Here is a 20,821-nt window from a genome sequence, read left to right on the forward strand (position 1 = left end):
TTTAAAAATCTTTTTAATCCTTCTAGTCTGTGGTAAAAACTCTTTTAATAATTGCGACAATATATCTTTCTTGCTAGTTAATGAATGATTTAAGTGTAAAGTAATTTTAGTTTAGAAGCCAATTTTTATAATCAAAAATTGCAATTTTTCAGGTACACTACATAAAACAAAAAACCCACTAATTTCTTAGTGGGTTTTGTGGTACCTCCAGGGATCGAACCAGGGACACATGGATTTTCAGTCCATTGCTCTACCATCTGAGCTAAGGTACCTCGCTGTTGCGGGTGCAAATATAGAATCATTTTTAGTTTATCCAAAACATTTTTTAAAAAAAATCAATTCGTACCTTCGCCTCCATAAAGACTTAGTTATGATTTTAGTTATTGATGTTGGAAACTCCCGAATTAAAGCCGCTGTTTTTGAGGGTGATACCCTTTTTGAAATTTTTATTTTTTCAAAGATTGAACTGCAAAAAAAAATTGAAAATATTTTAAAAAATTTTGAGAATATAGCAGATTTGGTCGTTTCATCTGTTGGTGATGTCGAAAAACAATCTTTTTTGGAGTATGATAATAGTGTAAATGTTCATTTTTTAAATCATGACGATCCTTTTCCGTTTAACAATAGTTATGCAACACCTGCAACATTAGGGATAGATAGAATGGTTCTTGCTGCAGGAGCAACATTGCAGTTTCCATTGATGAATCGATTGGTTATCGATGCAGGAACGTGCGTTACTTATGATTTTATTGATATTGAAAATAATTATTTAGGTGGCGCCATTTCGCCAGGATTGCGATTACGCTATGAAGCATTACATAATTTTACCGCCAAGCTTCCCTTATTGTCTTTGGATAGTCCAAAAAATTTCATAGGAAACGCTACAACGGAATCCATTCATTCTGGTGTAGTGAATGGTCTTGTATTTGAAATCGATGGTTTTATTGAGGCGTACAAAGCAAAGTATTCAAATTTTATAATAATTTTAACGGGTGGAGATGCAGATTTTTTGGCTAAACGATTAAAAAATACCATATTTGCCAATTCAAATTTTCTTCTGGAGAGTTTGAACCAAACATTTCAATATAAAATCAAAAATGATTAAAAAAATTCTAGTAAGCGCTTGTTTGCTTTTATCATTAGTGTCTTTTGCACAAGAAGGCACATCATCACCGTACTCTTTTTATGGGATTGGGGATGTAAGGTTCAGAGGAACGCTTGAAAATCGTTCTATGGCTGGTGTTGCTGTGGAGCAAGATAGTATTCACATGAATATTCAGAATCCAGCAAGTTACGCAAGGCTTTTTCGTACAACTTTTACTTTAGGTGGTACGTATGCGACAGCAACTTTAAAGAACGCAACAGAATCTGCCAAAGCCACAAGAACAACACTAGATTATATGGCAGTTGGATTGCCTTTGGGTAAGTTAGGAGTTGGTTTTGGATTGATTCCGTATTCTTCTGTTGGATATAAAATTAAGTATGACGCAGAAAATGATACAGAAAACAGCAGACGTTTTAATGGTACTGGTGGTTTAAACAAAGCATTTTTGGGTGTTGGATATCAAATAAATCGTAACTTAAGTGTTGGTGCGGATGCAAATTATAATTTTGGAAAAATCGAAAGTACAAGCTTTGAGTATATTAACGGAGTTCCAGTAGGGACACGCGAATTGAATTCAGCGGATTTATCAGGAGTAAATTTTAATTTTGGAATGATGTATCAAACCAGGGTTTATAAAAAAATATCAATTTTTAGTAGTTTAACGTATTCGCTAGAAAGCACTTTAAATTCTAAAAATACTCGAAATATTGCTACAGTAGTTTTTAATTCGAATTTTGATTTGGGAGTTGTTGATGCTTTGGATGATGTAAAGTCAGAAGTTAGTCTAACCATGCCAAGTAAAATAGCCTTGAGTGGAGGAATAGGAGAAGCTCGAAAGTGGCTTGTAGGAGGGAAAATTGCTTACGGCAAAACTTCAGGTCAAGCAAATAATTATAACGATCAGGCTAATGTGGGCTATGGTAAATACGGTAGCGTAAGCTTAGGAGGTTATTTTATTCCGAATTATAATTCGTTTACGAGTTATGCTAAAAGAATTGTTTACAGAGCTGGTCTTAAATATGAAAAAACAGGATTAGTGATCAACAATGAGTCTATCAATGATATGGGACTGACTTTTGGTTTAGGATTGCCAATAACAGGGACGTTTTCGAATGTAAATTTTGGTTTCGAACTAGGAAAAAAAGGGACCACAAAAGCAGCTCTTGTTCAGGAAAACTATGCAAATTTAAGTGTGAGTTTCTCACTTAACGACAAATGGTTTGAAAAACGAAAATTCAACTAACAACAAGGATTGGTAGCAGTGCCAGTTGTCTATGCAAAGTATAGCGTATGACTTTAGTCCAAAAAAAGTATATCAAATTAGTTGTCACGGTATTTGCCGTGACACTGTTTTTTGGGTGCGAAAGTAATTTTAAGGAAATTCAAAAAATTAACTTCTCTGAATTTGTTCCTGGTAGTGATGCAGATATGGTAAATTTAAAGTATACCGACTCAGGCAGAATTACAGCCATTTTAGTTAGTTCTAAAATGTTAGATTACACCAGTGTTGATTTTCCTTTTACTGAATTTCCAAAAGGGATTGACGTCACTTTATTTGATAAAAAGGCAATGAAAACATTCATAAAATCCAATTATGCGATTTCCTACAAAGGAACCAACATTATTGATTTGCAAGGGAAAGTAAAAATTTCTACTGAAGATGGGAAAACCTTAGAGACGGAGCAATTGTATTTTGATCAAAAAAACGAATGGTTTTTTACAGAAAGAAAATTTAAATTATCAGATCCAAAGGGAACTTCCAATGGGCAAGGAATCGATTTTAGCAAAGACTTTAAAGTGATAAATTCCCAAAAAATAACTGGCGAAATACAATCTGCCGATTAATATCAAAACAATATGAACTACTTAAAATATACACAATACGTTTACCTGGTTTTTGGAGCGTATTTTATTTACGACGGAATTACTAAATTAAGTGATCCCTCAGGAACCTTTTGGTTGAGTTTCATGATTGCAGGATTGGCTATTTTTATGTTTTTCTTTAGACGTAAATTTGCCAAAAAATTTGAGGATCGAAACAAAAAATCCTAGTAAATGGAAATTAGTATTATCATATTGTGTCTAATACTAAGTGCTTTTTTTTCAGGAATGGAGATAGCCTTTGTCTCTTCCAATAAAATTTATCTTGAGATTGAAAAAAAACAAGATAATTTCGTTTCAAAAATTCTGACAAAGCTTACAGAAAAACCAACTAATTTCATCGTTACAATGCTTATTGGTAATACCATGGCTACAGCGGTCTATGGCTTTTTTATAGGCAAACTTGTGCTGCTGTGGTTGGGGGATTTGTCATTTCATTTTTCTAATAGGTTTATTCTGCTGTTGCAAATCGTGATTTCGACATTCGTAATTTTAATTACTGCAGAGTTTCTTCCCAAAGTTTTTTTTCAAATTTATGCCAATTCTTTGATTAAGATTTTTGCTGTCCCAGCATTTGTATTTTACAAGTTTTTCTATTTGATAGCGGCCTTTTATATCGGGGTTTCAGATTTTGTCTTACGCAAATTCTTTAAAACAGATGGAGATACAATTCAGTTGTATTTTAGTAAAATCGAGCTAGGGAATTACATTACCGAGCAAATGAGTAGCGTGGAGGATAATGAAATGGTAGACTCTGAAATACAAATGTTTCAAAACGCACTAGAGTTTTCAGGTGTAAAAGCGAGAGATGTAATGAGTCCGCGTACTGAGATTATTGCTGTTGATCTATTTGATTCTATTGAAAATCTTAAAGAATTGTTTATCGAGACAGGCTATTCAAAAATAGTAGTGTATCAAAATTCGCTAGATGATATTATTGGGTATGTGCATTCATTTGATTTGTTTAAAAAGCCAAGAAATATTAAAGAGGTGGTGATTTCGGTTGAGTTTGTTCCTGAAACTATTTTTATAAAGGATGCTATGAATTTGCTAACTAAGAAACGTAAAAGCGTAGCAGTAGTTATAGACGAATATGGCGGAACCTCAGGAATTATAACTATTGAGGACATCGTAGAGGAGCTTTTTGGGGAAATAGAAGACGAGCACGATTCAAATGAAGAGCTGATAGAAAAAGACTTGGGTGATGGGGTTTTTATTTTTTCTACTCGATTTGATGTTGAATATTTAAACAATACCTACAAATTTGCTATACCAGAAAGTGATTCCTATGGGACACTCGGGGGTTTTATTGTCGATTTCACAAAAGAAATTCCTCAAAAAGGAGAGGTGATTACCATTGGTAGCTATCATTTTATCATTGAAGAGGCCACAAATAAGAAAATAGAATTAGTAAAAATGACACGGCAAGAGTGATTTTTTTTAGGAAAATAAAATTTCTTGCAAAATAAAACGCTACTAGTATAATTATTAATTAGATAATTGTATTTTCGCAAACTGATTATAAAAATTAACAACAAAAAAATGGCAGTTTTACAAAAAATTAGACAACGTTCACTTCTTCTCATACTCGTTATTGGGTTTTGTTTATTAGCTTTTATCATAGGTGATATTTTTAATAGCGGTGGTTTCAATAGTACATCAAAAGATGTAGGAAGCATTGATGGAAAAGATATTTCTTTTGAAGATTTTAGAGTGAAAGTAAGTAATGTAGAAAAAAGTGGGCAGGGTATTACTTCAACGGAGGCAGCAAACAGAGTTTGGGAGCAAGAAGTTTCTGTGGCTTTACTAACAACTGAATTTGAAAAACTAGGACTTAGAGTAGGTGAAAAGCACTTATTAGAAGTTTTGAAAGCGGATCAAAACATTGGAGGAAATCCATTATTTTTAAATGCTGCAGGTGTATTTGATGTTGTAAAATTCAAAGAATATTTCAAGGCAAACCCTGCTCAAGCTCAATTCTTAAAAGATAGAGAAAAGGATGCCGACTTGAACGCAAAATACCAAATGTATACTACCATGATCAAAGCCGGTGTATACACAACTGAAAGCGAAGGAAAGTTTAAATACGAAATGGAATCAAACAAAGTGAACTTTGCATATGTAGCAGGTTTATACTCTACAATTAAGGACAGTGATGTAAAAATCACAGATGCTGAGATTGTTGATTTCATGAAGAAAAATGAAAAAAAATACAAAGCAGAGGAGTCTCGTGAAGTAGAATATGTTTTGATCGAAGATAAAGCTTCGCCTGCTGATGAAACAGAAGTTAAAACAAAAATAAATTCATTGTTGTCTGGAAGTGTGGTTTACAACCAAGCTACAGGTAAAAACGATACGTTGCCAGGATTTAGAAGTACTGCAAACACTATTGATTTTGTGAACTCTAATTCAGATGTTCCTTACGATTCAACTTATATTGCTAAGAAAGATTTACCTGCTGTAGATGCAGATAAGTTGTTTAACCTTCCTGCAGGTGCTGTTTATGGTCCGTATATATTTGGAAAATACTACTGTATTTCTAAATCTTTAGCTATGAAATCTGGTGTTAATTCAAAAGCAAGTCACATTGTAATAGGTTATGAAGGTTCTCAAGCTCAAAATCAAAAAGAAAAAAGAACGAAAGAGGAAGCTAAAGCTAAAGCTGAAGGTATTTTGGCACAAGTAAATGCTAATCCAGATAGTTTCATGATGTTGGCTTTTACTAATTCTGAAGATCAGACAGCGCAACAAGGTGGTGATTTAGGATATTTTGGTCCAAACCAATTGCCAAAACCTTTTAATGATTTCGTATTTAGTAATGGTATTGGTAAAGTTGGTTTAGTAGAAACTGCTTTCGGTTTTCATATTATTAAAATCACTGACAAGCAAGACGGAATCCGTTTGGCTACCGTAGCTCAAAAAATCGAAGCGTCAGAAGCAACTTCTGATAAAATTTTTACGCAAGCAACTAAGCTAGAAATGGATGCCGCAGATAAAGATTTTAATAAAGTAGCAAAAGGAATGGGACTTACTGTTGCTCCAGCCGTTTCTGTAAAAGGAATGGATGAGAACTTCGGAACATTAGGGAAACAAAGAACTATTGTAAGATGGGCTTTTGAAAAGGACGTAAAAATTGGATCGGTAAAAAGATTTGAGGTGGCTAATATTGGTCACGTAATTGCTAAATTGAAAAGCATTGACAATTCTGGATTAGTGGCAGTTTCTGTTGTTCGTCCTTATGTGGAGTCTATCCTTAAAAACAAGAAAAAAGCAGAGTTGATCAAAGCTAAAATGACAGGTTCATCATTAGAAGTAATTGCGAAAGCAGTGGGTGGAACGGTTCAGCAAGCTACAGATTTAACAATGGAAAATACCATGTTACCTAATGTAGGTCCAGAGGCAAAAGTAGTGGGGAGCGCATTTGCACTTCAGGCTAATAAATTATCTGCACCAATCGAAGGAAACAGCGGTGTTTATGTTGTAAAAAACGTGAGTACTGTAAAAGCGCCAGTTTTAAAAAGCCACGCTGCTTATGTAACGAAATTGAAAGCGCAAAGTGCTTCTGATGCAAACAGAGTAATTCCTGCATTGAAAGCTAACGCTAAAATTGAAGATAACAGAATAGATTTTAGTTACTAATTTTTTTAGGAGGTGATTAATTCAAATAGAAATCCCGATGCATTTAAATGTATCGGGATTTTTTGTAATAAAAATTAGCAGTAAATTTTATTAGTAGTGACTATAATTGTTAATAACTTTTTGTAGTAATTTTATTCTAGTCTTTATTTAGTTTATATTTGCATACAATGTTAAATTAATCTCATCAAACGAATGAAAACAAAACAAAACAAAACAAAACATAGCAAAAATCGCAATATCTTTAGTGCTCTGTTTTTTTATGATCTCATGTGCTAATGAAGATGTTGACCAAATTAAAGACAATAAAAGTCTAGATTTTAATGTAGGGGTAAAAAATGGACGTTTATTTTTTTTAAATAAGGAGTTATTGACTAGCATTTATAGTAAATATGCAAATGCATCTGACGAAAGTGTAAGTCGATTAATTGATCCTTTTATTGATAAAGGATTTCATTCATTAAGGCCAGTAGTTACCGCTGATAATGATGAACGTATTTATAAGTATTACACTGAAAGGCTTCGAGAAAATACTTATTTATCAAAATTATCAAAATCAAAGAAAAATCTTCGATCATTATATAATGAAAATGATGTTTTGAATTATCTTGATGATTTGGAGGATGTTATAGGTGATGATACTTTTGCCGCATTTCTAAACTCTAATGGCGAAATTCAAGTTGGGAATGAAATTTTTAAATATACTGATGTTGGATTGTTTATAGTTAATGAAGATAAATATACAGTATTAGAAGATTATTTAGAATTTAATAATATATCAAATGATCTCATGTTTGAAACGGCGGTGTCTTCACAAATAATGATTTCTAATGAGTTTCCCGATTCAGGCGTAACACAAATTAATTCAGATTTGTCATATTTTAACGTACAAATAAATTCTTCCAATACTGTCGCTTCTGGTAATTATAACGTCACACCAGGATCAGCTGTTTCATCAGATCCAAGTTACAATTCATTTATTTCTAATCTTATAAGTTGTGATCCTCGAAGTGGTCTCTTTGGTAGTTTATTTGGTGATAATAATGTTTGTATTGATCATTATGAGGATAGAAGGCGTGTGAAAACAAAAGCATTTAATTATAATTATTTATTGGTTTATCATTTAGGAGTAAAATGTGTCAATCAGTATAGAGGATGGACTGGTTTGTGGCGAGTTGAAGCAGCCGATGAAGTACGTCTAGTAGTAGAAGCAGCGCAATTTGAGTACAATTTAGATGCTTTATTAGGCAATAATGCTGTGACTAATCTTACCAAAGAACGCTCATATTTTATGAATAATCAAAAAGCTTTCTTTTCAGGACCTAACACGATTAATTTCAGTAATCAGTGGGGAGCTCCTTTAGTATCTTATATTAATCAAACGTCTTTACCCCAAGTTTTTCAAAATACTGGTAGCGGTCTTACATTTGAGTTTTTTGGTAGTGGAGATACATGGTTAGATGAAAAAATTCAAAAAGGTATAGATAGTAACTTAAATGCTACTAAGCTTAATTCTTATTTTTATAACGGTCTCTTTTCTACAGTTAAGGGTCAATTACAAAGTGCCTTTGGTTCATCAATAGTTGTACCAGATAATAGAACATTTGTTGTTAAATATCCGCTAAATGGTAAAATGATTATTCAAAAATCTGTAAATTCGACGGGATTTAATGTAGGTGTCAGAAAGCAAACTTTTGATTGGGGAGTTCAACTTTGTCTTAGTGGTGGTATTGATGATTGGAATATTAAACCAGAGACGAGCTGCGGTGTTTTGGTAAAACCTACAAATTATAGAGTAAAAATAATTGGTGCCGTTAGAAGAGGGAATAATTGGCATGGAAGTAAATTTAGCGATGGTATTGATTAAAAGCATTAAATTTTGTTTTGTGATAATAACGGTCAATTCTTTTCTTGTATTTTCACAACAAAGCAAGAAGAGAAATGTAATTGAATATTTAAATATGTCATCGTTTTCGCTGGCTAAAAATCATGATAATTACTATTTCAGAACCGATAAAATGAAACATAACGGTACAAGTGTTGGTTTTGATATAAATACTATTCATGGAATTAAGTTTTTTGAATTAGTTTCAATTTCTGGCGGTATTGCTATAGATTTAAATTTGAATGAGAATATTTTATCCAATCCTTATTTCTTTGATTTTCGAATTTTTTCAAATAGGACTGGACAAGATGGTTTTTTTGTGTACATACAAAGTGGTCGTAATGTTAGATGGTCAAATTCCTCAGTAAATAGTATATCTAATTCAAAGTTAGGAGTAGGTGTAGTTATAAAACAGACTGAGCATAAAACAATGTATGTTGACGTATTTAGCAAATCGCGTCAGCTGGAAACAAAAGATTTTGTTCAAAAAGGGTATTATACTGTGAATGGCTACGGATTGTCTTTCGGATTAATTTTTAATTAAATAAAAAAAATGAAAAAAAAATTTTTTGTAATTATCGTTATGTATTTTGGTTTTATATCTAACGCTCAGACAAGTGGGGTAGAAAAATCAGTTTTTAATCTACAATCTGGATTTCTTGGAGCTTGGATCAATCATGAGTCAAGATTATCTAATGAGCTGGCTTTAAGAGCGGAAGTTGGATTTGATACTGGTATCCGTGGAGGTTCTTTAGTAGGAAGCACAATTGTGGGCTTTTCTCCAGTCCTTTCTGTTGAGCCAAGGTGGTATTACAACATCAAGACAAGAGAGTCTAAAAGTAAATATGTAAAAAAGAATAGCGCTAACTTTATAACTATTGGTATAAAGTACAATCCTGATTGGTTTGTTATTTCAACTACAGACAACCTAAGTGTTGCAGAGCAAATTTCGTTCATTCCTAAATGGGGTATAAGACGTTCAATTGCCAAGAGTAAATTTAATTACGAAGTTGGTCTTGGAATCGGAAAACGTTATTTGATAGATTTTGAACAGTGGGAAACTGCTGCAGATTTACATTTAAGATTAGGATATTCATTTTGATTTTGACTTATTTCTATAATAAAATTGATAACTCCAATAATTTTGACAAAGTCAGATTGTTGGAGTTTATTATTTTAAGTCATAGAGATTTAAAGAAATTATTTTAAAATCATTTCATCATAAGGAATTATAATGTCATATCCTTTTGCTTTAAAATAAGTGGTTCGGTTTTGCTCTGATACTGCCATTACAAAATCGCCACCCCAAGCACCAAGACTTTTAATTATGCCATCAAAATCAGGAAACAGTGATTCTTTGATGGTTGCTGTTTCTAATAGGATGCTCATTGCAATCTCATGTTTTTGCAGTGCTGTCGCAAATGATTGGATGGTGTTAGCCTCTAGAACTTGCGCGGTTAAAGCGTTATTGTTACTAATGGTTTTAGCCAAACTATTTTTTTTATTCACCTCGTATGCAGCAATAGCATTTTTGCTACTTTGTTTTTTATTTAGGTATACAAAGTATAAATGATTTGTAAATGGAGGGTTAAAAGTAACTTGTTCAATAGTAGGAACGCCTTGATCCAAATGGTATACAATAGGAGTGTCATTTTGTGCGCAGGCGATGTCATAACCGCTACCGCCAAAACTGTTTTTAAGCAACGTAAAGGCATCAATTTGCAGCCACTGCGCAATATTGTTTATCAACGTAGATGACGTTCCTAGTCCCCAGCTTTTAGGAAACCCAAGTTCTGTCGTTATATTATAACCGTTTGAATTTGAAATAAAATCTGGATTTAGTTTGTATGCCTCGTGTAAAATGGTAATCAATGTAGCTTTTACCGACTCATTTTCATCTGTTATTCCGCTAGAAATAGCAGCAAATGAAAGGGTGTCTTTAAACCAAATACTGCCATCGGCATCATAACTTTTCCAGATGATTTCGTTGTTATTTCCATTTTCAATGATGAGATTTTGACCTTTTTTTGTTGGTAATGCAAAAGCTTTGGCGCCATCAAGAACAAGATATTCTCCCGTGATTAAAAGTTTGCCGTTGCTGTAGAATTTTTTTTTCATTGTCTTTGCGAGGAACGAAGCAATCTTATTTTTTGTTGATTCGAGATAAAATTATTTTCTTAAACTTTCAATATATGTGACCACGGCATTGTGCGTTACGGGATTTTTCTTGAAATGTTTCTGAATCATTAGGCGTTCTGAATCAGTGGCTTCAAACTGATTGATAATGTTGTTCAAATGCATTTTCATGTGTCCTTCCTGAATTCCAGTAGTCGTCAAAGAGCGTAAAGCTGCAAAATTCTGTGCTAATCCGGCCACAGCTACAAACTGCATTAATTCTTTGGCAGATGGTTTTTCCAGCATTTCCAATGATAATTTTACTAATGGATGCAACGAGGTTAACCCGCCGACAGTTCCTAACGCTAAAGGAATTTCCATCCAAAAAGTAAAAGTATCATTTTCGATTTTGGCATGAGAAAGACTCGAGTATTTTCCATTTCTAGAGGCATAGGCGTGTATTCCGGCTTCGACAGCGCGGAAATCATTACCCGTAGCCAATACAACGGCATCTACACCATTCATAATTCCTTTATTATGTGTTACAGCACGATACGGCTCGACTTCGGCGATTTGAACGGCTTGTACAAATTTCTCGGCAAATTCCTGTGGATGTAAAATGTTTTTATCTTCCAAGTCAGCTACTGCACATGATACTTCTGCTCTTACGATGCAATTTGGAACATAATTAGATAGAATACTCATCACAACTTCAATCTCTTTTTCCGTTTCTGTGAACAACGTATAATTGTGTGCTTCTGTTTTTAATGTTTTAGAAAATTGTTCCAAACACGAATTGATGAAATTGGCACCCATGCTGTCTTTGGTTTCAAAAGTAGCATGTAGCTGAAAATAATTAGGCAACAAATCGGTTTTGTCTTTTAGAATAATGTCTAAAATTCCACCACCGCGTTTTTGCATATTTGTGGTAATCGATTCAGTTTCTGAGAAAAATTTGTTTTTGTGTTGAGCAAAAAACAAGTTTAATTTGGAAACATCTCCCTTGTAGATAAAATGAACCTGCCCTATTTTTTCAGTATTAATGACGGTAGCCTTAAAGCCGCCACGAGTAGACCAAAATTTAGCTGCTTTTGAGGCAGCTGCAACCACTGAGCTTTCTTCAATGGCCATGGGAATGGTGCTGTATTTTCCGTTAATGAGAAAATTAGGGGCAACACCAAGCGGAATGTAGAAATTAGTGATAGTATTTTCGATGAATTCATCGTGTAGTTGCTGTAGTTTTTCGTCAGAATTCCAGTAGTTTTTCAGCAAGGCAACGGCATCCGTAGGTGTTGAAAAATATTCATTGGCAATCCATTTTATTTTTTCTTCTTTGGATAATTTAGAAAATCCGCTAATAGCCTTGTTCATTCTCAATTGATTATGGTATAACTGGTTGCAAATATACGGTTTTAGCCCTTTTATTTACAATCAAATTTATCGTAGCTCTAGGTTGTTGTAAATGATACTTTTTACATTTAACATATTAAATGACCATTAATTGTAATTTTTTCACTAAAATTGATGGTTTTTATCTTTAAATATTTATCATGCATTCTAAAAAAATTATAACTTTATTTTTGTTCTTATGTTTTACGGTTGTGGGTCAACAAAAAATCACAATTGATGAAATGTATAACGGTACATTTCGTGCAAAGGGCATGGATGAATTACAGTCCTTGATAAATACAAATCAATACACGGTCTTAAATGCAGACAGACAGAGTAGAAGCATGCAGATTGATTTGTATGATTTTGCAACCTTAAAAAAAGTAGCAACACTAATTGATACGAAGGCACACAAAGAGTTGGCACAGGGGATTGATAGTTATACGTTTGATGCTACTGAAAAATTGATTTTAATTGCTTGCAACACCAATCAAATCTTTCGCCACTCCTTTACTGCAGATTATTATTTGTACGATATCGCCAATAAAAAACTAAAGAAATTATTCGATTTTCAAGTGCAAGAACCAACTTTTTCTCCTGATGGAAAAAAAATAGCGTATTCCAAAGAAAATAATCTGTTTGTATATGATGTAACTACAACAACATCGACTCCAATAACTAGAGACGGACAAAAAAACAGCATTATCAATGGTATCACGGATTGGGTTTATGAAGAAGAATTTGCTTTTGTAAAAGCATTTGATTGGAGTGCTGATAGTAAGAAAATAGCCTACATTCGTTTTGATGAAAGTCAGGTTCCTGAATTTTCGATGTCCATGTTTGGTAAAGACTTGTATCCTGCAATGCAAACATTTAAATATCCTAAAGCGGGTGAAAAGAACGCAGTAGTATCGTTGCATGTTTATGATATAAGTTCGAATGCAGTGAAAAACATAAATCTAGGAAATTACAATGATTTTTACATCGCCAGATTAAAATGGACGAACGATGCCAATACGTTATCAGCTCAAGTTTTGAATCGTCACCAAGATAATTTAGACCTCGTTTTTATTGATGGGAATTCAGGTGCTGTGAAAGTAGTTTTAAATGAAAAAGATAAAGCATACGTTGATGTAACTGATAATTTAACATTTTTAAAAGACAACAGTTTTATTTGGACTTCTGAAAAAGATGGTTTCAATCATATTTATTTATACGATAAAAATGGAAAACTGAAAAACCAACTGACCAAAGGTGCCTGGGAAGTAACAAAATACTATGGTTTAGATGAAAAGACAAATACAGTTTTTTATCAATCTGTAGAAAATGGTTCTATTAATAGAGACGTCTACAGAGTAGGCCTAGACGGAAAAAATAAAATTCGTTTGTCTCAAAATATAGGAACAAATGCAGCGACTTTTAGTCCTAATTTTCAATACTACATCAATACTTTTTCTAGTGCTTCGCAACCTACAACCTACACTTTGAACGAAGCCAAAGCGGGTAAACAAGTTCAGATTATTGAAAACAATGAAGCATTAGCAGTAAAGTTGAAAGGATATAATTTGCCTTCTAAAGAATTTTTTGTTTTAAAAACAGAAAAAGGAAATGAATTGAATGCTTGGATGATTAAACCTAAAGATTTTGATCCTACTAAAAAATATCCTGTTTTCATGTACCAATATTCAGGTCCAGGTTCACAACAAGTGAACAACGAATGGAATAGTACAGATGATTACTGGTTTATGATGTTATCACAACAAGGATATATTGTGGCTTGTGTTGACGGACGCGGAACCGGTTTTAAAGGAGCTGCGTTTAAGAAAGTAACGCAATTGCAGTTAGGAAAATTCGAAGTAGAGGATCAAATTGACGCTGCTAAAGTAATAGGCAATTACTCATTTATAGACAAATCTAGAATTGGTATATTTGGCTGGTCGTATGGAGGATTTATGTCGTCTAATTGTATTTTGAAAGGGAGTGATGTTTTTAAAATGGCAATTGCAGTAGCTCCCGTTACCAACTGGCGTTTTTATGATAGTGTATACACGGAACGTTACATGCAGACACCACAAGAAAATGCAAACGGTTATGATGACAATTCACCAATAAATCATGTAAATAAACTCAAAGGAAAATTTCTTTTGATTCACGGCTCAGGAGATGATAATGTACATGTTCAAAATTCCATGCAAATGATGGAAGCCTTGATTCAAGCCAATAAACAATTTGATTCGCAAATTTATCCAGACAATAATCACGGTATTTATGGTGGAAAAACTAGAATTCAATTGTACACAAAAATGACTAATTTTATTAAAGAAAATTTATAACGGCGCTTTATGACGAACGATGCATTGAATAAGGAAGAATTTTTTGGACATCCAAAAGCGCTTTTTATACTGTTTTTTACCGAAATGTGGGAACGTTTCTCCTTTTATGGAATGAAAGCCTTGTTGATTTTTTATCTGACAAAGTACCATTTGTTTTCAGATACTTCGGGGAATTTATTAATTGGTAGTTACGCAGCTTTAGTGTACGCTGTTCCCGTAATAGGAGGTTTTATAGCCGACAGGTATTTGGGATTTAGAAAAGCAATTGTTTTTGGAGGCATAATGCTTGTATTAGGTCATTTAGGAATGGCTTATGAAGGGAATGCCGCCGCACAATCCATGACTGGCGAGATCACACGAGACAATACGGCCTTGCAGATATTCTACTTTTCTTTGTCGTTAATAATTGTTGGTGTTGGTTTTCTTAAAGCAAACATCTCGTCATTAGTAGGCGAGCTCTACGAAACAGGAGATAAAAGAAGAGATTCTGGATTTACATTGTTTTACATGGGAATCAACTTAGGTTCATTTTTGGCTACGCTAATTTGTGTTTGGCTTGGTGAAAAATATGGTTGGAGTTATGGTTTTGGTGCTGCAGGTGTCGGAATGTTTTTTGGATTATTGACTTTTATTTCCGGAAGGAAATTATTAATGGGCAAAGGAGAATCGAACAACGCTTCGTTTTTAGAGATAAAATCATTCGGACTTAAGAATGAATGGTTAATTTATGCGGGAAGTGTTTTGTCTACAGTATTGTTTTGGCAAATGGTTCAAAATCACGATGCGGTTTCTTGGGCTTTAAAAATTGCAGGTGGGATTTCTTTTGTATATATTGTTTATTATGCTATAACGCATTTAGATGGTAAAGCACGTCATCAATTGATAGCTCTAACCATTTTGATTGTATTTACGATTGTCTTCTGGGCATTGTTTGAACAAGCGTATACCTCTATGAATTTATTTGCGGATAGAATTTTAGATAGAACTATTTTTGGTTATGAAGTTTCTGCTGGACAGTTCTTAAGTTTTAATGCCTTATTTATTATTTTATTGGCACCCGTTTTCGCTTGGATATGGCCTAATTTGGGAAAATATAATCCTAATACAGCCGTAAAATTTGCTTTAGCATTAGCTTTAGTCGGTTTAGGTTTTGGAGCGTTAGTCATGGGAATAAATCTTTCTGGTACTGGTAAAGTAGCTGCTATTTGGTTGATATTAGCCTATTTTTTACATACTTGTGGAGAGCTGAGTTTATCGCCAGTAGGACTTTCTGCAGTAACTAAATTATCTCCAACAAAAATTGTTGGGTTTATGATGGGCGTTTGGTTTTTGGCAACAGCCAGTTCAGAATTTATTGCTTCTATTTTAGCAAATATAGCTTCTGTCGATACTTCAAATGGTACAGCGCCAGATTTGAATTTAGCAAAACAGAGTTACTTAGTCCTTTTTGAATATTTATTTTACACAGGACTTGGTTTCGGAGTGCTACTGTTAGTACTTTCGCCAATAATAAAAAAATTAATGCACGGAGTAGATAAAGAATTAAACAATTAATAACATGAGTCAAAATACTACAGATCAATTTTTTAAAAGTACCGTTTTAGGACATCCAGCGGGATTATTCGTTTTGTTTTTCACAGAGATGTGGGAACGTTTTTCATTCTACGGAATGCGTTCTTTATTGATATTATTTTTAACCGCTTCCTTTACAGATGGTGGTTGGGAATGGACTCGTGAAAATGCTTCTGCATTATTTGGATCGTATGTAGGTTTGGTTTATTTATCTACTATGTTGGGTGGTTATTTTGCAGATAAAGTAATTGGTTTTAGATGGGCAGTAGTTGTGGGTGCAAGTTTGATGACTTTAGGTCATGCTGCTATGGCTGTTGAAACAGAATTTTCTATTTATCTAGGATTGGTATTATTGGTTTTTGGAAATGGTTTTTTCAAACCAAATATGACCTCTATTGTATCTGAAATGTACAAAGATCGTCCTGAAAAGAAAGATGGTGCGTATACATTGTTTTATATGGGTGTAAATGCTGGAGCGTTCTTTGGGATTTTATTATGCGGTTATTTAGGTGAAAAAGTAGGATGGACATACGGGTTTGGTTTAGCCGGAATCTTTATGTTTTTTGGAATGTTGCAATTTTGGTTGTCTCAGAACATCTTTGGAGATATTGGTTTGAAACCCAATAAAGAAAGTAAAGCAAAAGCAGAAGCTTTGGATACCGATAAAAGAAATCCTTTTTCTCCTATACAATTAGCAGCAATTGCTTTCTCTTCTATTTTAGCTTTGTTATGGTTATTGAACGATCCTGCTTCAAAAATATCAGGTGGTAAAGTAAATGTTTTTGCATTCCTTGGCGAAAACGGTAACGCTATTGCTATTCTTTCAGCACTGGTAGTATTTATTCTTCTTTTAATTTATCGCTTTACTCAATACTCAAAAATCACTAAAGAAAAATTAATTGCGGTGACATTTTTTGCTTTCTTGACTATTTTCTTTTGGGCTATATTTGAACAATCGCCAAACAGTTTAACCATTTTTGCGAGTGATTATACAGATCGTGTTTTAACGGGTAATTGGAGTGTAGTTTTTTTAGTAATGAATTCTTTGATTACGATTTTACCATTAGTAATTATTACTTGGGTATTAATATTATTATTCAAGCAAACTTTCAAGTTGTACGCTGTTGCCAATATTATTTTGAGCATCAGTTTTGTTATAATTTGGGCAATTGCAATCTGGATGTTAGCCAAAGATTATTACACGGCAGGATATTTAACTTTGTCTGATGAGACGTTGCAAGCACTTAAAATTGATAAAGTAACAACGGCATTGACCGAAGTTCCTGCTACTTGGTTTTCTACTTTAAACTCTTTATTTATTATTTCTTTAGCGCCGTTATTTTCTAAATGGTGGGAGAGTAAATACAATCCTTCAGCCAATTTAAAATACGGAATTGGAATGGGGTTATTAGCGCTTGGAATGGCTTGTGTTGCTTTTGGTGCAAGCGGAATTGAAGCTGGTGCGAAAACTGCTTCTGTAAGTATGATTTGGTTGATTCTAGTGTACCTGTTTCATACAATGGCTGAATTGTGTATATCTCCAGTTGGATTATCTTATGTGAGTAAATTAGTTCCGGCTCGTATGATTGCATTTATGTTTGGTGTTTGGTACTTAGCTGTAGCAATCGGTATGAAAGGAGCAGGTATGTTTGGAGAAAATATTGATAAAATTGCCAATGAACACGGATTGAGTTACTTCTTTTGGATGTTGACCATCATTTCTATTGTAGTTGCTTTATTCTCTGTTGCGATGACTCCGGTTATTAAAAAATTGATGCACGGTGTTCGATAAATTTTAGGCACCATTTTTGATTTTGAATCAATAAAATTATAAATATGAAGAAAATAATAGTTGCTTTGTTATTGTTTGCAGGCTCGTTTGCCGCCGAAGCACAAGAATTAGTTTGGGAAATCAATGTCACTAAGGCAATGGCAATTTCGAATGAAACCAAGAAACCGCTATTGTTATTTTTTACGGGTAGTGATTGGTGCGGATGGTGTATTCGTTTGCAAAAAGAGGTTTTAAAAACACCAGAATTTGCTACTTGGGCAAAGGAAAATGTGGTTTTAGTAGAGTTGGATTATCCTAGTAGAGCGCCACAAACTCCTGAGATTAAAAAGCAAAATGAAGAATTACAAATGGCTTTTGGAATTCAAGGGTTTCCAACCATTATATTGGCAAATGCTACGACCAAAGAGGGCAAAGTTAATTTTGAAGGCATTGGAAGGACCGGTTATGTAGCTGGCGGGCCCATTGCTTGGTTGGCTGTTGTCAACGGCTTTCTTAAAAAATAAAAGTAGTATTTACTTAATTTTTTAAATTATATGGAAGGTTTTTGTATTATACTTGTCAGGTGTGTTTGTTTTTTGTTATTTTTAGAAAAATATTCCAAAACAACCCCTTATGACTACTAAACTACTATTGCCTTTTTTATTACTTATTTTTTTTAATTCTAACGCTCAAGTTTTTAACTGGATTACTGATGTTGATAGTGCTATTTCAATTAGTAATAAAGAGAACAAGCCTATGCTCTTGATCTTTACAGATGCTAATTCCAGCAAAAGCCCATTGTTTGCTCAAATTTTTAATACATTAGATTTTGCTATTTGGGCTAGAGATAATGTGGTTGCAGTAAAATTAGATTTAACAGATGACGAATCCAATGGATCTTTAGAACGTAGTTCGTCATTAAAAAAAGCTTTTGGAGTACAGGAATTGCCTACAATATGCTTTGCTAAGGCAAAAATTAGAAAGGAAAAAATTAATTACGAATTAATAGGTAAAATTGGGGTTAAACCTGAAGGTGTTAAATCTTGGATTGCTAATGCAAAAATAGTTTTGGCCGGACCTGTTGAAGAATAGTTTTTACTGTAATTTATAAAATCCCTTTTCAACAGTTGCGTGAAAAGGGATTTTCTTTTTCTCGCAACTTGACTTCCATACTTTTTGAATGGTTTTGTAATTGGATGCATCAGCGACAATTATTTTTGGCTGTAGGGTCATTATTAAACGATCTACATTTATTCTAGTAGAATGGGTTAAGATGATAACATCTGGTTTGATGTTTTTTGGATAAATGCCTGAACTGTCAATAATGAAAATCCTTTTTTCGTTAAAATAAAAAAAGTTTTGTAATTTTTTCTTCGTTTCAATAGCACTTAAACTGCCTATACGGTAGGAGGTTATTGTGTTGTTTTTTTGAATGTTTTGTAAGATGCTATCAGTAGCATAAACCGTTATATTTTGTCCATTTCTTTCTGTGAGAATTGTGTTCTTCTTTACATTAAAAACAATCAATTCTTGTTCGTTTTGAGTTTTCCATTGCTTGCCTAAGCAACATATTTGTACTGTAATGATAGCAATTAGCATTAACGCTAGTTTGTTAAAAGTGGGTTTTTTTATCCAAACGATAGCAGTTGTAATGACAAAGTAACTGCTCATCATCACAGAATAATGCAAAGGGATATCATGAATTATAAATTGTTCAAAAGATGCAATTGAATTGATAATTTTATTCAAGTAAAATATGCTTTGTTCTAATAATTGAGAGAGGAACAAAGGAATGCTGTTTAACGCTGCTAAAGTCATCACTACAACACCCAAAATCATAATAATACTTAATAGCGGAATTACCACGAGGTTGGTGATAAAAAATAGTCCGGGAAATTGATGAAAGTAATAAATACTTAGCGGTAGTGTTCCTAATTGTGCTGCAAATGAAACGGTAAGAATATCCCAAATGTATTTTGTAATTTTATGTTGGGGCGTCCAAATCGAGGCTAATAGCGGTTGCAGCCAAATGATAAAGAACAAGGCCAAATAGCTTAATTGAAAACCCACATCAAAAAGGAACGATGGTTCGAAAAGCAAAATCAATAACATGGAGACAATTAAAGTATGGTAAATATTATCGCTACGACGTAAATGATTTCCTATGGCCACAAATGAAAACATAGTCACGGATCGAACAACGGACGGTGCTAAACCTGCAAGAAGCCCAAAAGAGAACAAGCAACACAGAATAATTAGTAATTTAATAAAAGAGCCGCGTTTTGTATTAGGAATAGGTTTTAAAATAAAAGTTGCAAAAATTAAAATAAAGCCAATATGTAGTCCTGATACCGATAAGATATGTACTGCTCCAGCATATTGGTAATCCCGAATAATATGTGGGTCAATATCCTGTTGTTGTCCCATTATTAAAGCTAATGCAACGTTTAATTCTGTTTTATGGAAGTTATTTTTTTCTAAATTATGAATGATTCGTGCTCTTAATTTTGAGGAATAATACCAAATATCTTTCTTAATTTCTGAACCAATTTTTATATCAAGTGCATCAGCATATAATTGCGCATAAATTTGTTTATTTTCTAGATATTGGCTGTAATTAAACTGATAGGGATTGTTAGGAGGTCTATTTTTAGACAAAACAGATTTAATTAGTAATGGTGTCCCAATTTCGAATTTTCGACACAAACTGTCCTTTTGTATGTTCAAAATAATCCTCCCCGTTTGCTTTTCTTTACCTACAGTGTTAATCTCTGCTATGTAGCGATCACTAAAGGCATTACTTTTCAGTTTTTCACGAATAATGAGGGATATGGGACTCGGTTTTTCAAATATTGTAGTATTGTGTATGTAGTTGCTTTTTTGGTAGCGATGGGTATGAATTATTTGTGTTGAAATTCCGATTATAAAAGAGAGCACGTAAGTGCATAGACCAAAGTAAAAAGTATTCCACCTATTTGTTTTAAACAAAAAGAATAATACTCCAAAAGCACTTATGGATGTGGCTAGTAAAAAACAATACACAAAGTCTGGTAGTGGAAAGTAATTGGCATAAAGGATGCCTATTACAAAACCTAATGTTATTCTTGTCAACGGAAAATCGAGTACTTTCATGT

Annotated in this window: 17 protein-coding genes and 1 tRNA gene; 14 read left to right on the top strand and 4 right to left on the bottom strand. The window is 33.5% G+C overall.

Annotated elements, in window-relative coordinates; genetic code table 11:
- Positions 1-199: 199 nt before the first annotated feature.
- Positions 200-272 (bottom strand) — tRNA-Phe (locus tag ACNQGB_RS05845).
- Between the two features lie 98 nt (positions 273-370).
- On the opposite strand from ACNQGB_RS05845, the gene ACNQGB_RS05850 reads away from it, so the two are divergent.
- The 9 genes from ACNQGB_RS05850 (at position 371) to ACNQGB_RS05890 (ending at position 9,609) form a co-directional block, all read left to right on the top strand.
- Positions 371-1,105: a type III pantothenate kinase gene (locus ACNQGB_RS05850; protein WP_417946544.1), complete on the top strand. Its 735-nt coding sequence runs from the start codon at positions 371-373 to the stop codon at positions 1,103-1,105.
- Positions 1,098-2,348 carry a hypothetical protein gene (locus ACNQGB_RS05855; protein WP_417946542.1) on the top strand — a complete coding sequence of 417 codons (1,251 nt, stop codon included), beginning with the start codon at positions 1,098-1,100 and terminating at the stop codon, positions 2,346-2,348. The genes ACNQGB_RS05850 and ACNQGB_RS05855 overlap by 8 nt, the downstream gene beginning before the upstream one ends.
- Positions 2,349-2,395: 47 nt before the next feature.
- Positions 2,396-2,950 (top strand): LPS export ABC transporter periplasmic protein LptC, encoded by a 555-nt coding sequence (lptC, locus tag ACNQGB_RS05860; protein WP_417946540.1) that lies wholly within the window; start codon positions 2,396-2,398, stop codon positions 2,948-2,950.
- Between the two features lie 12 nt (positions 2,951-2,962).
- On the top strand, positions 2,963-3,157 hold the full coding sequence (locus tag ACNQGB_RS05865) for a hypothetical protein (protein WP_309755206.1): 195 nt from the start codon (positions 2,963-2,965) through the stop codon (positions 3,155-3,157).
- Between the two features lie 3 nt (positions 3,158-3,160).
- A complete protein-coding gene (locus tag ACNQGB_RS05870) occupies positions 3,161-4,420 on the top strand; it encodes a hemolysin family protein (protein ID WP_417946539.1) in 1,260 nt (419 codons plus the stop codon).
- A 108-nt stretch (positions 4,421-4,528) separates the two neighbouring features.
- On the top strand, positions 4,529-6,625 hold the full coding sequence (locus tag ACNQGB_RS05875) for a peptidylprolyl isomerase (protein ID WP_417946538.1): 2,097 nt from the start codon (positions 4,529-4,531) through the stop codon (positions 6,623-6,625).
- Positions 6,626-6,884: 259 nt separating this feature from the next.
- On the top strand, positions 6,885-8,489 hold the full coding sequence (locus ACNQGB_RS05880) for a hypothetical protein (protein WP_417946536.1): 1,605 nt from the start codon (positions 6,885-6,887) through the stop codon (positions 8,487-8,489).
- Positions 8,490-8,583: 94 nt separating this feature from the next.
- On the top strand, positions 8,584-9,051 hold the full coding sequence (locus ACNQGB_RS05885) for a hypothetical protein (protein WP_417946535.1): 468 nt from the start codon (positions 8,584-8,586) through the stop codon (positions 9,049-9,051).
- Positions 9,052-9,060: 9 nt separating this feature from the next.
- The gene (locus tag ACNQGB_RS05890) at positions 9,061-9,609 is read left to right on the top strand and encodes a hypothetical protein (RefSeq protein WP_417946533.1); all 549 of its coding nucleotides are present in this window, start codon (positions 9,061-9,063) and stop codon (positions 9,607-9,609) included.
- A 98-nt stretch (positions 9,610-9,707) separates the two neighbouring features.
- Here the strand turns inward: ACNQGB_RS05890 and ACNQGB_RS05895 are convergent, their stop codons facing one another.
- On the bottom strand, positions 9,708-10,625 hold the full coding sequence (locus ACNQGB_RS05895) for a GYDIA family GHMP kinase (protein WP_417946532.1): 918 nt from the start codon (positions 10,623-10,625) through the stop codon (positions 9,708-9,710).
- A gap of 51 nt (positions 10,626-10,676) precedes the next feature.
- Positions 10,677-11,993, bottom strand: coding sequence for a hydroxymethylglutaryl-CoA reductase, degradative (locus ACNQGB_RS05900; protein WP_417946531.1), 1,317 nt, complete (start codon positions 11,991-11,993; stop codon positions 10,677-10,679).
- Positions 11,994-12,172: 179 nt separating this feature from the next.
- Here ACNQGB_RS05900 and ACNQGB_RS05905 point away from each other — a divergent pair, with 179 nt between their 5' ends.
- The 5 genes from ACNQGB_RS05905 to ACNQGB_RS05925 all read left to right on the top strand — a co-directional run bounded on the left by ACNQGB_RS05905 (position 12,173) and on the right by ACNQGB_RS05925 (position 18,779).
- Positions 12,173-14,344, top strand: a complete 2,172-nt coding sequence (locus ACNQGB_RS05905; protein ID WP_417946530.1) for a S9 family peptidase — start codon at positions 12,173-12,175, stop codon at positions 14,342-14,344.
- A gap of 9 nt (positions 14,345-14,353) precedes the next feature.
- Complete coding sequence (locus ACNQGB_RS05910; protein WP_417946529.1) at positions 14,354-15,898, top strand: peptide MFS transporter; 1,545 nt, start codon at positions 14,354-14,356, stop codon at positions 15,896-15,898.
- Between the two features lie 4 nt (positions 15,899-15,902).
- Positions 15,903-17,708 (top strand): peptide MFS transporter, encoded by a 1,806-nt coding sequence (locus ACNQGB_RS05915; protein WP_417947870.1) that lies wholly within the window; start codon positions 15,903-15,905, stop codon positions 17,706-17,708.
- A 44-nt stretch (positions 17,709-17,752) separates the two neighbouring features.
- Entirely contained in the window at positions 17,753-18,211 is a 459-nt protein-coding gene (locus ACNQGB_RS05920; RefSeq protein WP_417946831.1) for a thioredoxin family protein, read from the top strand.
- A 109-nt stretch (positions 18,212-18,320) separates the two neighbouring features.
- Positions 18,321-18,779 (top strand): thioredoxin family protein, encoded by a 459-nt coding sequence (locus ACNQGB_RS05925; protein WP_417946830.1) that lies wholly within the window; start codon positions 18,321-18,323, stop codon positions 18,777-18,779.
- A gap of 3 nt (positions 18,780-18,782) precedes the next feature.
- On the opposite strand, the gene ACNQGB_RS05930 is transcribed toward ACNQGB_RS05925, so the two are convergent.
- Positions 18,783-20,819 carry a ComEC/Rec2 family competence protein gene (locus ACNQGB_RS05930; protein ID WP_417946829.1) on the bottom strand — a complete coding sequence of 679 codons (2,037 nt, stop codon included), beginning with the start codon at positions 20,817-20,819 and terminating at the stop codon, positions 18,783-18,785.
- Between the last annotated feature and the right edge of the window lie 2 nt (positions 20,820-20,821).

The sequence above is a fragment of the Flavobacterium frigidum genome (genome assembly GCF_048286795.2).

Excerpts from the sequence above, each read along its gene's own strand:
- ACNQGB_RS05850 (WP_417946544.1), top strand. The coding sequence starts at position 371 with ATGATTTTAGTTATTGATGTTGGAAACTCCCGAATTAAAGCCGCTGTT.
- ACNQGB_RS05855 (WP_417946542.1), top strand. The coding sequence starts at position 1,098 with ATGATTAAAAAAATTCTAGTAAGCGCTTGTTTGCTTTTATCATTAGTG.
- lptC (WP_417946540.1), top strand. The coding sequence starts at position 2,396 with ATGACTTTAGTCCAAAAAAAGTATATCAAATTAGTTGTCACGGTATTT.
- ACNQGB_RS05865 (WP_309755206.1), top strand. The coding sequence starts at position 2,963 with ATGAACTACTTAAAATATACACAATACGTTTACCTGGTTTTTGGAGCG.
- ACNQGB_RS05870 (WP_417946539.1), top strand. The coding sequence starts at position 3,161 with ATGGAAATTAGTATTATCATATTGTGTCTAATACTAAGTGCTTTTTTT.
- ACNQGB_RS05875 (WP_417946538.1), top strand. The coding sequence starts at position 4,529 with ATGGCAGTTTTACAAAAAATTAGACAACGTTCACTTCTTCTCATACTC.
- ACNQGB_RS05880 (WP_417946536.1), top strand. The coding sequence starts at position 6,885 with ATGATCTCATGTGCTAATGAAGATGTTGACCAAATTAAAGACAATAAA.
- ACNQGB_RS05885 (WP_417946535.1), top strand. The coding sequence starts at position 8,584 with ATGTCATCGTTTTCGCTGGCTAAAAATCATGATAATTACTATTTCAGA.
- ACNQGB_RS05890 (WP_417946533.1), top strand. The coding sequence starts at position 9,061 with ATGAAAAAAAAATTTTTTGTAATTATCGTTATGTATTTTGGTTTTATA.
- ACNQGB_RS05895 (WP_417946532.1), bottom strand. The coding sequence starts at position 10,625 with ATGAAAAAAAAATTCTACAGCAACGGCAAACTTTTAATCACGGGAGAA.
- ACNQGB_RS05900 (WP_417946531.1), bottom strand. The coding sequence starts at position 11,993 with ATGAACAAGGCTATTAGCGGATTTTCTAAATTATCCAAAGAAGAAAAA.
- ACNQGB_RS05905 (WP_417946530.1), top strand. The coding sequence starts at position 12,173 with ATGCATTCTAAAAAAATTATAACTTTATTTTTGTTCTTATGTTTTACG.
- ACNQGB_RS05910 (WP_417946529.1), top strand. The coding sequence starts at position 14,354 with ATGACGAACGATGCATTGAATAAGGAAGAATTTTTTGGACATCCAAAA.
- ACNQGB_RS05915 (WP_417947870.1), top strand. The coding sequence starts at position 15,903 with ATGAGTCAAAATACTACAGATCAATTTTTTAAAAGTACCGTTTTAGGA.
- ACNQGB_RS05920 (WP_417946831.1), top strand. The coding sequence starts at position 17,753 with ATGAAGAAAATAATAGTTGCTTTGTTATTGTTTGCAGGCTCGTTTGCC.
- ACNQGB_RS05925 (WP_417946830.1), top strand. The coding sequence starts at position 18,321 with ATGACTACTAAACTACTATTGCCTTTTTTATTACTTATTTTTTTTAAT.
- ACNQGB_RS05930 (WP_417946829.1), bottom strand. The coding sequence starts at position 20,819 with ATGAAAGTACTCGATTTTCCGTTGACAAGAATAACATTAGGTTTTGTA.